Annotated in this window: 10 protein-coding genes; 1 reads left to right on the forward strand and 9 read right to left on the reverse strand. The window is 71.7% G+C overall.

Annotated features, from left to right (window positions below):
* Nucleotides 1-42: 42 nt before the first annotated feature.
* The 4 genes from Q0817_RS05030 to Q0817_RS05045 form a co-directional block, all read right to left on the reverse strand.
* Entirely contained in the window at nt 43-468 is a 426-nt protein-coding gene (locus tag Q0817_RS05030) for a DUF4233 domain-containing protein (protein WP_298585062.1), read from the reverse strand.
* A 64-nt stretch (nt 469-532) separates the two neighbouring features.
* The gene (locus Q0817_RS05035) at nt 533-1,906 is read right to left on the reverse strand and encodes a folylpolyglutamate synthase/dihydrofolate synthase family protein (protein WP_298585063.1); all 1,374 of its coding nucleotides are present in this window, start codon (nt 1,904-1,906) and stop codon (nt 533-535) included.
* Nucleotides 1,903-5,274, reverse strand: a complete 3,372-nt coding sequence (gene ileS / locus Q0817_RS05040; RefSeq protein ID WP_298585064.1) for an isoleucine--tRNA ligase — start codon at nt 5,272-5,274, stop codon at nt 1,903-1,905. Before ileS ends, Q0817_RS05035 begins: the two co-directional genes overlap by 4 nt.
* A 343-nt stretch (nt 5,275-5,617) precedes the next feature.
* A complete protein-coding gene (locus Q0817_RS05045; protein ID WP_298585065.1) occupies nt 5,618-6,397 on the reverse strand; it encodes an SDR family oxidoreductase in 780 nt (259 codons plus the stop codon).
* An 84-nt stretch (nt 6,398-6,481) separates the two neighbouring features.
* Between Q0817_RS05045 and valS the strand changes: the two genes are divergently transcribed.
* Nucleotides 6,482-9,142 (forward strand): valine--tRNA ligase, encoded by a 2,661-nt coding sequence (gene valS, locus Q0817_RS05050; protein WP_298585066.1) that lies wholly within the window; start codon nt 6,482-6,484, stop codon nt 9,140-9,142.
* A gap of 127 nt (nt 9,143-9,269) precedes the next feature.
* On the opposite strand, the gene Q0817_RS05055 is transcribed toward valS, so the two are convergent.
* From Q0817_RS05055 to tig, 5 genes are all read right to left on the reverse strand, one after another.
* On the reverse strand, nt 9,270-9,875 hold the full coding sequence (locus Q0817_RS05055) for a DsbA family protein (protein ID WP_298585068.1): 606 nt from the start codon (nt 9,873-9,875) through the stop codon (nt 9,270-9,272).
* A gap of 63 nt (nt 9,876-9,938) precedes the next feature.
* Nucleotides 9,939-11,234 carry an ATP-dependent Clp protease ATP-binding subunit ClpX gene (gene clpX, locus Q0817_RS05060; protein ID WP_298585070.1) on the reverse strand — a complete coding sequence of 432 codons (1,296 nt, stop codon included), beginning with the start codon at nt 11,232-11,234 and terminating at the stop codon, nt 9,939-9,941.
* Between the two features lie 157 nt (nt 11,235-11,391).
* Nucleotides 11,392-12,069: an ATP-dependent Clp protease proteolytic subunit gene (locus tag Q0817_RS05065; protein WP_298585071.1), complete on the reverse strand. Its 678-nt coding sequence runs from the start codon at nt 12,067-12,069 to the stop codon at nt 11,392-11,394.
* Between the two features lie 61 nt (nt 12,070-12,130).
* Complete coding sequence (locus Q0817_RS05070) at nt 12,131-12,811, reverse strand: ATP-dependent Clp protease proteolytic subunit (RefSeq protein ID WP_298585072.1); 681 nt, start codon at nt 12,809-12,811, stop codon at nt 12,131-12,133.
* A 191-nt stretch (nt 12,812-13,002) separates the two neighbouring features.
* Complete coding sequence (tig, locus tag Q0817_RS05075; protein WP_298585073.1) at nt 13,003-14,454, reverse strand: trigger factor; 1,452 nt, start codon at nt 14,452-14,454, stop codon at nt 13,003-13,005.
* Nucleotides 14,455-14,523 lie beyond the last annotated feature (69 nt).

Raw genomic sequence — 14,523 nt, forward strand, 5'->3', positions numbered from 1 at the left:
GGGGTCCTTCCGAGGTGGGGATCCGGGATGTCGGAGCCCAGCCTAGCCGTCCGGGTGCTCCCGCTCCCACTGCGCCTGGGCGGCGTCGCGGGCGGCGTTCTCCCGGTCCAGCCGCGCCCCGGTGCGCACGGCGTACCACCAGGCGAGCACGGACAGCCCGCCCACGAAGAACATCGTGGGGAGCACGAAGCCCGTGGCCAGGAACACGACCTGCAGGACCCACCCGGCGGTGTACCCCCAGGGCCGGCCCAGCACGGCGGGGGCCAGCCCCAGGAGCAGGGCGAGCGCGGTCCCGCCCGCCAGGAGCCCCGTCCGGGCCCCGTCCCCGAGCTCGCGGCCGAGCACCCCGTAGGCGGTGAGTGCCGCGAAGAACGCGATGAACGCCTCCATGACCAGCACGGAGGAGGCGAACATGGTGCGGATCGAGCGCCGCCGCCCGGGGCGCCGCTCGCGCTGGGCTCTGGTCATGCGTGCCACGTGGGACGGGTCCTCTCCTGCGGGTGGTGCGGTCGGTGCGGGGCGCGGCGCACGCTCACAGCCCCAGCAGCGTGCGGGCCTCGCCGACCACGGTGATCGAGCCCGTGACCAGCACGGCGCCGTCGAACTCCGGGCGGGCGGCGGCGTCCTGGACGGCCTCGGTCATCGCGTCGTCGAGCTGGGGCACGGCGTGGACCACGTCCTCCGGGAAGCCGAGGTCCACGGCGAGCTCCAGGAGCTCCTGCGGGTCGACTGCCCGCGGCGACGAGGACCGGGTGAACCAGAACTCGGTGTGGAACTCCTCGTACTCGTCCAGCAGGACCCGCAGCATCGCCTCGGCGTCCTTCTCCCGGAGCACGCCCACCACGAGATTGAGCTTCCCGAACGTGAAGGCCTCCTTGAGGGCGGCCGCCGCGGCCGTGAGACCGTGCGGGTTGTGCGCGGCGTCGAGGACCACGGGGGGCGCCTTGCGGGCCAGCTCCAGCCGCCCGGGGGACTCGACGGCGCCCAGTCCCGTGCGGACCAGCTCGGGGTTGAGCTCCTTGTCGCCGCCGCCCAGGAACGCCTCCACGGCGGCGACGGCCAGCGCGGCGTTCTCCGCCTGGTGCGCACCGAACAGCGGCAGCAGGACCTCGGGGTACCGCCCGGCCAGGCCCTGCAGGGCGAGCACCTGCCCGCCCACGGCCGTGGCGCGGGCCTCCACGCCGAACTCGACGCCGCCGAAGCGGAACGGGATCCCGAGCTCCCGGGCCCGGGCGAGCAGCACCCCGGCGGCCTCCGGGTCCTGCGCGGCGGAGACGAGGAACCCGCCCGGCTTGAGGATCCCGGCCTTCTCCGCGGCGATCTCCGCGAGCGTGTCGCCGAGCATGTCGGTGTGGTCGAGGTCGACGGGCGTGACCACGGAGACCACGGCGTCGGCCACGTTCGTGGCGTCCCAGGAACCCCCGATGCCCACCTCCAGGACGACGACGTCGACCGGCGCGTCCGCGAAGACCGCGAACGCGAGCGCCGTGACGGTCTCGAAGTAGCTGAGCCGGGGCTCGCCCCGCTCGGCCAGCTCGGCGTCCACGAAGCCGAGGTACGGGGCGATCTCGCCGTACACCCGCACGAACGTGTCGTCGTCCACGGGCGCGCCGTCCACGCTGATCCGCTCGGTGACCCGGGAGAGGTGGGGGCTCGTGAAGCGGCCCACCCGCAGGTCGTGGGCGAGCAGCAGGGCCTCGACCATCCGCGCGGTCGAGGTCTTGCCGTTCGTCCCGGTCAGGTGGATCACCGGGGCGGCGCGCTGCGGCTCGCCCAGGACCTCCATGGCGCGCCGCATCGCGTCCAGGCGCGGCGCCATCCGGTTCTCGGGGGCGCGCTCGAGCAGCCGGGCGTAGACCTCCTCGACGGTCGCCGCGCCGCCGGCCTCCGCGAACGGGGCGCTCATGCCTGCACCGCCCCGGCGTCGGCCGAGGGACCCGCGGAGGTGCCCGCGGAGACCCCGGTCGGGGCGCCCACGACGGACACGGTCACGGACGGCTCGCCCACGCGCAGCTCGAGCTCCGCGGAGAGCGTCTCGCCGGCCACGAGCCCGCGGTTGGCCTCGAGCGCGGCGACCGTCCGCTCGTCGGCGGTGACGACGGTGCGGATCCGGTCGGAGACCTGGAGGGAGGCGTCCTTGCGGGCCTGCTGGATCGCCCGGACCATGTCCCGGGCGGTGCCCTCGGCCTCGAGCTCCGGGGTGAGGTCGGTGTCCAGGACGAGGAACCCCCCGCCGGGCAGGACGGTCACGGCGCGGGACCCGGCCTCGGCGTCCTGCGCCACGACGGTCTCGAGCTCGTACTCGCCCTCCTGGAGCACCGTTCCGCCGGCGGTGACGGTGCCGTCCTCCGCGGTGGACCAGTCCCCCGCCTTGGCGGCCTTGATGACGGCCTGCACGCCCTTGCCCAGGCGCGGGCCCGCGGCGCGGGCGTTGACCTTGAGCTGCTGGGAGATGCCGAACTGCTCCGCGGAGGCCTCGGCGGCGTCGAGCAGGGTCACGGACTTGAGGTTCAGCTCGTCCGCGACGATGCGCTCGAAGGTGCCCGCGAGCTCGTCGCCCCCGGGCACCACCACGGTCATGCCGGCCAGCGGCTGGCGCACGCGCAGCTGGTGGGCCTTGCGCAGCGCGGAACCGTTGGAGCAGATCGTGCGGGTCGTCTCCATGCGCGCCACCAGGCCGGCCTCGGCGGGGAACAGCGAGGCGTCCGGCCAGTCCGTCAGGTGCACCGAGCGCCCGGCGGTCAGCCCGCGCCAGATCTCCTCCGCGGCCAGGGGCAGCAGCGGGGCGGCCACCCGGCAGACGGTCTCCAGGCACGTGTACAGCACGTCGAAGGCGACGGTGTCCTCGTCGAAGAACCGGTCGCGGGAACGGCGCACGTACCAGTTGGTCAGCGTGTCCATGTAGGAGCGCAGGTGCTCCGCGGCGCCCGAGACGTCGTAGCGGTCGAAGGCGTCCTGCACGTCCGTCACGAGCCGGCCGGTGGCGGCGAGCACGAAGCGGTCCATGACGTTCTCGGACTCGTGGCGGGTCCGCGCCTCGTAGCCGGCGCCGCCGTTCGCGGCGTTCGTGTAGAGGCCGAAGAAGTGGTACACGTTCCACAGCGGCAGCATCATCTGGCGCACGCCGTCGCGGATGCCCTGCTCGGTGACGACCAGGTTCCCGCCGCGCAGGATGGGGCTGGACATCAGGAACCAGCGCATCGCGTCGGCGCCGTCCCGGTCCAGGACCTCGTTGACGTCCGGGTAGTTGCGCAGGGACTTCGACATCTTCTGCCCGTCCGAGCCCAGCACGATGCCGTGGCTGATGACGTTGCGGAACGCGGGCCGGTCGAACAGCGCGGTGGCCAGGATGTGCAGCGTGTAGAACCAGCCGCGGGTCTGCCCGATGTACTCCACGATGAAGTCGCCCGGGTTGTGGGTCTCGAACCACTCCCGGTTCTCCATCGGATAGTGCACCTGCGCGTAGGGCATCGACCCGGAGTCGAACCACACGTCGAGCACCTCGGGCACGCGCCGCATCGTGGAGCGGCCGGTCGGGTCGTCGGGGTTCGGGCGGGTCAGCTCGTCGATCCACGGCCGGTGCAGGTCGACCTCGCCGCGGTCGTTGACGGGGAGCCGGCCGAAGTCGGCCTCCAGCTCGGCGAGGGAGCCGTAGACGTCGCGCCGAGGGTGCTCGGGGTCGTCGGACTCCCAGACCGGGATGGGGGAGCCCCAGTACCGGTTGCGGGAGATCGACCAGTCGCGGGCGTTCTCCAGCCACTTGCCGAACTGTCCGTCCTTGACGTTTTCCGGGATCCAGTTGATCTGCTGGTTGAGCTCGACCATCCGCTCCTTGATCCGGGTGACCTCCACGAACCAGGAGGACACGGCGCGGTAGATGAGCGGGTTGCGGCAGCGCCAGCAGTGCGGGTACGGGTGCTCGTAGGTGGCCTGCCGGACCAGCCGGTCCTGCGCCCTGAGGTCCCGGATCACCGTGCGGGCCACGTCCTTGTCGAAGACGTTGCGCCCGGCGATCCCCGCCAGGGGCGCGCCCGGGGCGAGCCGCTCGTCCTCGAAGAGCCGGTAGAAGACCCCGGACTCGTCGAGGGAGAGCACCACCGGGATGTCGTAGCGGGCGCAGACGTTCTGGTCGTCCTCGCCGTAGGCGGGCGCCTGGTGCACCAGCCCGGTGCCGTCGGTCGTGGTGACGTAGTCGGCCACGACGAACTGCCAGGAGGTGGCCGTGCCGAAGCGTTCGGCGTCGGCGAAGTAGTCCCACAGCCGCTGGTAGCGCAGCCCCTCGAGGTCCGCTCCGGGGTGCCGGGCGGTCACGGCCGCGGCCGCGGCCGCCGCCGGGTCCTCGGCCTCGCCCCAGCCGAGGTCCTTGGCGTAGGCGCCCAGCAGCTCCTCGGCGACCAGGAAGCGCCGGCCCGCGAGCTCGCCGCCGCCGGGGACCACGGCGTAGACGATCTCCGGGCCCACGGCGATCGCCTGGTTGGTCGGCAGCGTCCAGGGCGTGGTGGTCCAGGCGAGGGCCTCGACCCCGGCGAGCTCGGCGGCCAGCTCGGGCCGGACCGCCCACGAGGCGTCGTCGAGCACGGGGAACGTGACGGTGACGGTCTGGTCCTGGCGGTCCTGGTAGACGTCGTCGTCCATCCGCAGCTCGTGGTTGGACAGCGGGGTCTCGTCCTTCCAGCAGTAGGGCAGTACGCGGTAGCCGGAGTAGACGAGGCCCTTGTCGTCGAGGGCCTTGAACGCCGCGACGACGGACTCCATGTAGTCCGGGTTGAGGGTCTTGTAGTCGTTGTCGAAGTCGACCCAGCGGGCCTGGCGGGTGACGTAGTCCTGCCACTCGGAGGCGTACTTCATCACGGAGGACCGGCAGGCGTCGTTGAACGCCGCGACGCCCATCCGCTCGATCTCCTGCTTGTCCGCCATCCCGAGCTGCTTCATCGCCTCGAGCTCGGCGGGCAGGCCGTGGGTGTCCCAGCCGAAGCGGCGCTCCACCCGGCGGCCCTGCTGGGTCTGGTAGCGGGCCACGAGGTCCTTGACGTAGCCCGTGAGGAGGTGGCCGTAGTGCGGCAGGCCGTTGGCGAAGGGCGGGCCGTCGTAGAACACGAACTCGTTGGAGCCGTCCCGGCCGGGGTCGCGCTGGTCCACGCTGGCCTGGAACGTGCGGTCCTGCGCCCAGTAGGCGAGGACGCGCTCCTCGACGGCCGGGAACGCGGGCGCCGCGGGAACGCCGCGGGCCGCGGGGTCGGTGGTCGCCTTGGGGTAGACGGGCTGGTCTGACACGGGGTCCATCCTCGTTCTGACGTCGGTGCTGCTCGTGCGGGTCAGGGTGCAAGGACGCTGCCGGCCGGTCGCCCGGGGCGGAACGCGGTACCACCTCGCTTGCGTCCCGGTCCCCGGGGGGACGCAGGCCGCCGCTCGTGACTGCTGTGACGGGCTTACCCGTTCGGTTCTACTGGGGCGCTCCCCTCGGCGGGTCGGGCCTGTTCTTCCGAAGGCTCCCCGGTGATGGCCGGATCGACGCCGCGATGACTGCCCCCATCTTAACCCACCCGGGAGCGCACCGAGGTCGCGGCCGTCGGCGACCGGGCGCGTCCCCGTGGCCGGCAGCCGCGATCTCGCGGGGCTACGAGCGGCGGATCAGCTTGTGCGGGGCCGCCTGGGCCACGGGCTTGATGGTCACGGTGTCGAGGTCCACGTGGTGGGGCAGATTCACCGCGAACGCGCACACCTGGGCGACGTCCTCCGCGGTGAGGGGCTTGTCGACGCCCGCGTAGACCTTCTCCGCGGCCTGCTGGTCCCCGCCGAGGCGGTTGAGGGAGAACTCCGGGGTGTGCACCAGGCCGGGGGCGATCTCGACGACGCGCACGTTGTGCTCGGCCTCCTCGAGCCGCAGCACCTCCGTCAGGGCCCGCTCGGCGTACTTCGCGGCGTTGTAGCCGCCGCCGCCCTCGTAGGCCCGGTGCGCCGCGAGGGACGTGAGGTTCAGGACGGTGCCCTCGCCGTTCTCGCGCAGGGCGGGGAGGAAGGCCCGGGTCAGGCGCATGGTGCCGAGCACGTTGACCTGGTACATCCACTCCCAGTCCTCGGTGCCGGCGTCGGCCACCCGGTCGGTGCCGCGGGCGCCGCCGGAGATGTTGAGCAGCGCGTCCACGCGGCCCTGCTCCTCCAGCACCTGGTCCCGGAGGGCCTCGACGTCCGCGTCCGAGGTGATGTCGCACGGGGCGGGGATGGCCCCGGTCTCCCGGGCCAGCGCCTCGAGGCGCTCGGCGCGGCGGGCCACCGCGTAGACGGTCCAGCCGCTGCGCCGCAGCTCGCGCGCGGTGGCCTCCCCGATGCCGGTCGACGCGCCGGTGACGACGGCGACCCTGCCGGTGTGCGTGTTCGAGCTCTGCTGATCGGTCATGTCCCCACGCTAGCCGGGCGCCGGGCACCGCCCAAGCACCGGGGCGTCGGGGCGCGCACCGGGGCTCGTGAGAGACTGGTCCGCATGGCTGACAACACGCAGGGCACAGACACGCCCGGAACCGCACCGGAGACCACGCCCGCCACGACGCCCGTGACCGTTCCCGAGAAGCCCGCGCTGGAGGGACTCGAGCAGAAGTACGCGCGGAAGTGGCGCGAGGAGGGCACGTTCGCGTTCGACGAGGACACGACCCGCGAGCAGGTCTACTCGATCGACACTCCCCCGCCGACCGCGTCCGGCTCCCTGCACGTCGGCCACATGTTCTCCTACACGCAGACCGACGTGATCGCCCGGTTCCAGCGGATGCGCGGCAAGAACGTCTTCTACCCGCTGGGCTGGGACGACAACGGCCTGCCCACCGAGCGCCGCGTGCAGAACTACTACGGCGTGCGCTGCGACCCCACCCGGCCCTACGTCGAGGGCTACCGCCCGCCGGAGAAGCCGGCGAAGAACCAGCGCGACTGGGACGTGGTGTCCCGCCGGAACTTCATCGAGCTGTGCGAGGAGCTGGCCGTCGAGGACGAGAAGGTCTTCGAGCACCTGTTCTCCACCCTGGGCCTGTCCGTGGACTGGACCCGCACCTACCGCACCATCGACGCCCGCTCCCGGGCGGTCTCCCAGCGGGCCTTCCTCCAGGACCTGGAGGCCGGCAACGCCTACATGGCCGAGGCCCCCACCCTGTGGGACGTCACCTTCCGCACGGCCGTCGCCCAGGCCGAGCTCGAGGACCGGGAGCGCGAGGGCACCTACCACCGCGTCGCCTTCCACCGTCCCGACGGCGAGCCGGTGCACATCGAGACCACCCGCCCCGAGCTGCTGCCCGCGTGCGTGGCCCTCGTGGCCCACCCCGACGACGAGCGCTACCAGCCGCTGTTCGGCACCACGGTGCGCTCCCCGCTGTTCGACGTCGAGGTCGAGGTCCGGGCGCACCCGCTGGCCAAGCCGGACAAGGGATCGGGGATCGCCATGATCTGCACGTTCGGCGACCTCACCGACGTCACCTGGTGGCGGGAGCTGGACCTGCCGACCCGCGCGCTGATCGGCCGTGACGGCCGCTTCGCGAGCGAGACCCCCGAGTGGATCGCCGCGGGCGCCCCGGCCGAGCGCTACGCGGAGGTGGCCGGCAAGACGGTGTTCTCCGCCCAGCAGGCCGTCGTCGAGATGCTCCGCGCGTCCGGGGACCTGGCGGGCGAGCCCCGGAAGGTCATGCACCCGGTGAACTTCTACGAGAAGGGCGACAAGCCCCTCGAGGTCGTCACCTCCCGGCAGTGGTACATCCGCAACGGGGGCCGCGACGCCGACCGGCGCGAGGCGCTGCTCGGGCGCGGACGCGAGATGGACTGGCACCCCGCGTTCATGCGCTCCCGGTACGAGAACTGGATCGAGGGCCTCCACGGTGACTGGCTGATCTCCCGCCAGCGGTTCTTCGGGGTGCCGTTCCCCGTCTGGTACCGGCTCGACGGCGACGGCAACCCGGACTACGACGCCCCCGTCCTGCCCTCCCCCGACCAGCTGCCCGTGGACCCGGCCGCCGACCCGGCCCCCGGCTTCGACGAGTCCCAGCGGGACCGGCCGAACGGCTTCACGGGCGACCCGGACGTGCTCGACACCTGGGCCACGTCCTCGCTGACCCCCCAGATCGCCACGGGCTGGGCGTTCGACGAGCAGCTGCACGCCAACACCTTCCCCATGGACCTCCGGCCCCAGGGCCACGACATCATCCGGACCTGGCTGTTCTCCACGGTGGTGCGCTCCGAGTCGCTGGCCGGCACGGTGCCCTGGACCAACACCGCGCTCTCCGGGTGGATCCTCGACCCGGACCGCAAGAAGATGTCCAAGTCCAAGGGTAACGTGGTGGTCCCCACCGAGGTGCTCGAGAACTACGGGGCCGACGCGGTGCGCTACTGGGCCGCCTCCGCCCGCCTGGGCGCGGACACCGCCTACGACGAGGGGCAGATGAAGATCGGCCGCCGGCTGGCCATCAAGCTGCTCAACGCCTCGAAGTTCGTCCTCGCCCAGGGCGTCACGGAGGCCTCCGTGCTCGGCGCCGGGGCGTCCGCGGACGTCGTGACCGACGCCGTCGACCGGGCGCTGCTCGCCCAGCTGGCCACGGTCGTGGAGCGCGCCACCGCTGCCTTCCGGGACTACGAGTACGCCCGGGCCCTGCAGCTCACCGAACAGTTCTTCTGGACCTTCACCGACGACTACGTCGAGCTCGTCAAGGACCGCGCCTACGGCGCCCGCGGGGAGGCCGCGCAGGCGTCCGTGCACGCCGCGCTCGCCACGACCCTCGACGCGCTGCTGCGGCTGTTCGCCCCCGTCCTGCCGTTCGCCACGGACGAGGTCTGGTCCTGGTGGCGCTCCGGCTCCGTGCACCGGGCGGCCTGGCCGGGCGTCGAGAGCTTCGCGGACGCCGTGACCGACGCCGACCCGGAGGTGCTCACAACCGTGGGCGAGGCCCTCTCCGGGCTGCGCAAGGCCAAGTCGGAGGCCAAGGTCAAGCAGCGCACCGAGGTGCGCTCGGCGACCATCACGGCCGCAGCCGAGGACGTGGCCCGCCTCGAGGCGGGACTCGGCGACCTCAAGGCCGCGGGCAACGCCGCGGAGCTGGTGCTGGTCGCCGGGCCGGAGGGCCTGGCCGTGCGCGACGTCGAGCTCGTCCCCGCGGAGGAGCCGGCCCGGTAGCCCCGCGGGGCCCGCACCCTGAGGGCACGCACCACGAGGACACGCACCACGAGGGCCCGGCCGCCGCGGCGGCCGGGCCCTCGTGCCGTCCCGGCGGGGCCGGGCGGGCGAGCGTCGGGGAAAGGGGTCAGTCGAAGATCGGCTCCGCGCTGCGGGAGCGCTTGAGCTCGTAGAACCCCGGGTAGTCGGCCAGCAGCACGGCGCCGTCGAAGACCTTGCCGGCCTCCTCGCCCGTGGGGGCCGGGGACATGACCGGTCCGAAGAAGGCCGTGCCGTTGACGGCGATCACCGGGGTGCCGACGTCGTCGCCCACCCGGTCCTGCGCCTCCTTCTGCGAGGCCCGGACCAGGTCGTCCCAGCGGTCGGTGTCCGCGGCGGCGGCCAGCTCGGCCGGGAGGCCGACCTCGGCCAGGGACTCGGCGATCACGGCGCGGAAGTCCTTCTGCCCGCCGGGGTGGAGCCGGGTCCCCATGGCGTCGTAGAGCGCCTTGACGTGCTCGGGGCCGTGCTCCTCACGGGCGGCCACGACGACGCGGACCGGGCCCCAGGCCTTCTGCAGGAACGTCCTGTAGTCCTCGGGCAGCTCGTCCCGCCCCTCGTTGAGGACGGCCAGCGACATGATCCGCCAGTCCACCTCGACGTCGCGGACCTTCTCCACCTCGAGCATCCAGCGGGAGGTCATCCACGCCCAGGGGCACGCGGGGTCGAACCAGAAATCCACCTTGTCCGTCATCAGCTTCCTCTCCTGCGGGCGTCCGCCCGGATGGCGGACGCGTCACCGGGTAGAAGCCACGGATCAGGCGGTTTTGTTCCGGTTCTGCTCGTCGCGGATCATCTCGTGGGTGATGACCTCCGGCTCGGCCTGCTTGGCCACGGCCTCCGCGGTCACCAGCACCGCGGCGATGTCGTCCCGGCTGGGGAGCTCGAACATGACGGGCTGGAGCACGTCCTCCAGGATGGCGCGCAGCCCGCGGGCGCCCGTGCCGCGCTTGATCGCGAGCTCGGCGACCGCGGTCAGCGCCTCGGGGTCGAAGGTCAGCTCGACGCCGTCCAGCTGGAACATCTTCTTGTACTGCTTCACGAGCGCGTTGCGCGGCTCGGTGAGGATGCGGGCGAGGTCGGCCACCGACAGCTCGCGCAGCGTGGTCACCACGGGCAGGCGGCCGATGAGCTCGGGGATCAGGCCGAACTTCAGCAGGTCCTCCGGCATGACGTCGGCCATCACCTCGTCCCGCGGTCCGCTCTGCTTGAGCTCGGCGCCGAAGCCGATGCTCGTGCGCCCGGCCCGGGAGTCCACGATGTCCTCGAGCCCGGCGAACGCGCCGGCCACGACGAACAGGACGTTGGTGGTGTCGATCTGGATGAACTCCTGCTGCGGGTGCTTGCGCCCGCCCTGCGGAGGCACCGACGCCACGGTCCCCTCGAGGATCTTCAGCAGCGCCTGCTGCACGCCCTCGCCGGAGACGTCGCGGGTGATCGAGGGGTTCTCGGACTTGCGCGAGATCTTGTCGATCTCGTCGATGTAGATGATGCCCGTCTCGGCCCGCTTGACGTCGTAGTCCGCGGCCTGGATGAGCTTGAGCAGGATGTTCTCGACGTCCTCGCCGACGTAGCCGGCCTCCGTCAGGGACGTGGCGTCCGCGACCGCGAAGGGCACGTCCAGCTTGCGCGCCAGGGACTGCGCCAGGTACGTCTTGCCCGAGCCGGTGGGCCCGACGAGCAGGATGTTGGACTTCGCGATCTCGACGTCCTCGTCACCGGCCGCCGTGGCCAGGGACAGGGGCTTGCCGTTCTCGCCGGCCCGGACCCGCTTGTAGTGGTTGTACACGGCCACGGCCAGCGCCCGCTTGGCGGTCTCCTGCCCGATCACGTACTGGTGCAGGTGCTGGTAGATCTCGTGGGGCGTGGGGAGCTCCTGCTGCTCGAGGTCCTTGACCTCGCTCAGCTCCTCCTCGATGATCTCGTTGCACAGCTCGATGCACTCGTCGCAGATGTAGACGCGCGGGCCCGCGATGAGCTTGCGGACCTGCTTCTGGCTCTTGCCGCAGAAGGAGCACTTGAGCAGATCCGCGGTCTCGCCGATGCGCGCCATGAAACAGTCCTCTGGTCGGGGTACGGGAATCCTCGTCCAGGATAGGCGAGGACCGGGCCCGGCCCCAACATCGGGGCGCCCCGGTGCGCCGCGACTGGTCGGGTCGCGGCGCACCGGGGTGCGGCGGGGCGGGGTGCGGCGGGGCGGGGTGCCCGGGTCAGGAGGTGACGGTCGCGGGCTTGTGGATCTTCCGGGACTCCAGGACGTGGTCCACGATCCCGTACTCCTGGGCGGCGGCCGCGGTGAGGATCTTGTCGCGCTCGATGTCCCGGTTGACCTCCTCGGCGGTCTTGCCGGAGTGCAGGGCCAGGGTCTCCTCCAGCCACTCGCGCATGCGCATGATCTCGTTGGCCTGGATCTCGATGTCCGAGGCCTGGCCGCCGCCCTGGCCGGACATGGCCGGCTGGTGGATCAGCACGCGGGCGTTCGGCAGGGCCAGGCGCTTGCCCGGGGTGCCGCCGGCGAGCAGCACGGCCGCCGCGGACGCGGCCTGCCCGAGGCAGACCGTCTGGACCTCGGGGCGGATGAACTGCATCGTGTCGTAGATGGCGGTCATCGCGGTGAACGACCCGCCCGGGGAGTTGATGTACATCGTGATGTCCCGGTCGGCGTCCTGCGCCTCGAGCACGAGCAGCTGGGCCATGACGTCGTCGGCCGAGGCGTCGTCGACCTGGACGCCCAGGAAGATGATCCGGTCCTCGAACAGCTTGGTGTACGGGTTCTGCCGGCGGTACCCGTAGGGGGTGCGCTCCTCGAAGTCGGGGAGCACGTAGCGGCTGGTGGGCAGGGCGGCCGCGGAACCGGCCGTGGACGAGGGTCCGTGGGTGAAGGTCATGGTTGAGTTCCTCGGAGGTCTGGAAGAGCGTGCCTGGTGGATGGGTGGGACCGCCGAGGTCCTACTCCTGGTCCTTCGTGTCCTGGTCCTTCATGGTCCCGCCGCCGCCGGTCATGGAACCGGCCGAGCTGGCGATGTGGTCGAAGAAGCCGTACTCGAGGCCCCGCTGGGCGTCGAACCAGTTGTCGCGGTCGTTGTCCCGGAGGATCGTCTCGAGGGACTGGCCGGTCTGCTCGGCCGTGAGCTCCGCGAGGCGCTGCTTCATCGAGAGGATCAGCTCGGCCTGGACCCGGATGTCCGAGGCCGTGCCGCCCATGCCGCCGGAGGGCTGGTGCATGAGGATCCGGGCGTTCGGGGTGGAGTAGCGCTTGCCCTTGGTGCCCGAGGAGAGCAGGAACTGGCCCATCGACGCCGCCAGGCCGGTGGCCACGGTCACCACGTCGTTCGGGATGAGCTGCATGGTGTCGTAGATGGCCATGCCGGCGGTGACGGACCCGCCCGGGGAGTTGATGTACAGGAAGATGTCCGCCTGCGGGTCCTCGGCCGAGAGCAGCAGCATCTGCGAGCAGATGAGGTTCGCGTTGTCGTCGCGCACCTCGGAGCCCAGCCAGATGATGCGCTCCTTGAGCAGCCGGTTGTAGACGTAGTCGTCCTGGCCGCCCATGGGGCCGCCGCCCTGGAGGCGCGGGCCGGTGGAGGTTGCGTGGGTCGAGCCGAACGGCGACTCGTGAGCGGAGGTCATGTAACGGTGCCTCTTTCGTCCGTGTGGTCCGGTGATCTCTGAACAGAACACTAGTGCCCGCTCCGGGTCCCGGCCGGTCCCCGTCCGGGTTGTTCGCTGATGGCGCATGGTCGGGCGTGCGCTCCCGCGACGGACGAAGGCGCCGCCGTCCCGGGCGGGACGGCGGCGCCTTCGACAGCGGTCTCAGGACCTCACTTGGCGGAGTCCGGGGAGTCGGCCGACTCGGCGGACTCCGGGGAGTCGGCGGACTCCGGGGACTCGGGCGAGTCCGCGGACTCCTCCTCGGTGCCGGGGGTCGGGGCCGCGGTGGTCTCCTCGGGCTCGACCTCCTCGGCGGGCTCCCCCGCCTGCTCCTCGCCCTGGGGGCGCACGAACTCGGAGAGGTCCACCGTGTTGCCCTCGGTGTCGGTGACGGTCGCGTACTCCAGGACCTTGGCCAGGGCCTTGCGGCGGCGCACCTCGCCCACCATCAGACCGGCCTGGCCCGAGGAGTCCAGCAGCTGGGCGAACTGGTTCGGGTCCATGCCGTACTGCTGGGACATGTTGACGATGTAGTCGATCAGCTCGGACTGCTCGACGCCGATCTCCTCGGCCTCGGCGACCGCGTCCAGCACGATCTCGTTGCGGAAGGCGTCCTCGGCGTTCTTCTGCACCTCGGCCCGGTGGTCCGGGGTGTCGTGGTCGGCCTCGGCCTGCGGGTTGTCGAAGTGCTGGGCGATCTGCTCGTCGATCACGGCCTGCGGCACGGGGATCTCCACGAGGGCCAGCAGCTTCTCCAGGACCTTGTCGCGGGCCTCGACGCCCTGCTCCACCACGCTGCCCTCGGCGGCCTGCTTCTTCAGGTCCTCCTTGAGCTCCTCGATGGTGTCGAACTCGGAGGCCAGCTGCGCGAACTCGTCGTCGGCCTCGGGCAGCTCGCGCTCCTTGACGGCGGTGACCTTGACCTTGACGGTCGCGTCCTCGCCGCTGTGCTCGCCGCCGGCGAGCTTGGTCTCGAAGGTGGCGTCCTCGTCGGCGGAGAGGCCGGTGATGGCCTCGTCCATGCCGTCGAGCATCGTGCCGGCGCCCACCTGGTAGGACAGGTCGTTGGCGGCGTCGACCTCCTCGCCGTCGACCAGGGCCTGCAGGTCGAGGGTCACGAAGTCGCCCTCGGCGGCCGGGCGGTCCACGGTCTTGAGGGTGCCGAAGCGCCCGCGCAGCTCGTCGAGGGCCTTCTGCTCGTCCTCGGCGGAGGCCTCGCGGGCCTCGACCTCGACCTCGAGGCCCTTGTAGTCGGGCAGCTCGATCTCGGGGCGCACGGCCACGTCGATCTCGACCTTGGTGTCGGCCTCGCGGTTCGTCTCGTCCGGCTTGGTGACGACCTCGACCTGGGGCTGGGTCAGCGGCGTGATCTCGTTCTCGGCGAGGGCCTGCTGGAAGAAGGTGTTCAGGCCCTCGTTGAGGGCGTTCTCGACGACGAAGTCGAAGCCCACGCGCTGCTCGATCAGCCGCGCCGGAACCTTGCCGCGGCGGAAGCCGGGGACCTGGATCTGGTTGGCGAGCGAGGTGTAGGTCTGGTCGATGAACGGCTTCAGTTCCGCGAACGGGACGTCCACCACGATCTTGACCTGGGTGGGGTTGAGTTTCTCGACGGCGCTCTTCACTTCCGCTGCACTCCTGAGTGGTAGGTCGGTTGGGTCTTCCGGTGCCGCTCTCCGGCCCGGGACAGTCGG

It is taken from the genome of uncultured Kocuria sp., from assembly GCF_947500125.1.
Classification (GTDB): Bacteria; Actinomycetota; Actinomycetes; order Actinomycetales; family Micrococcaceae; genus Kocuria.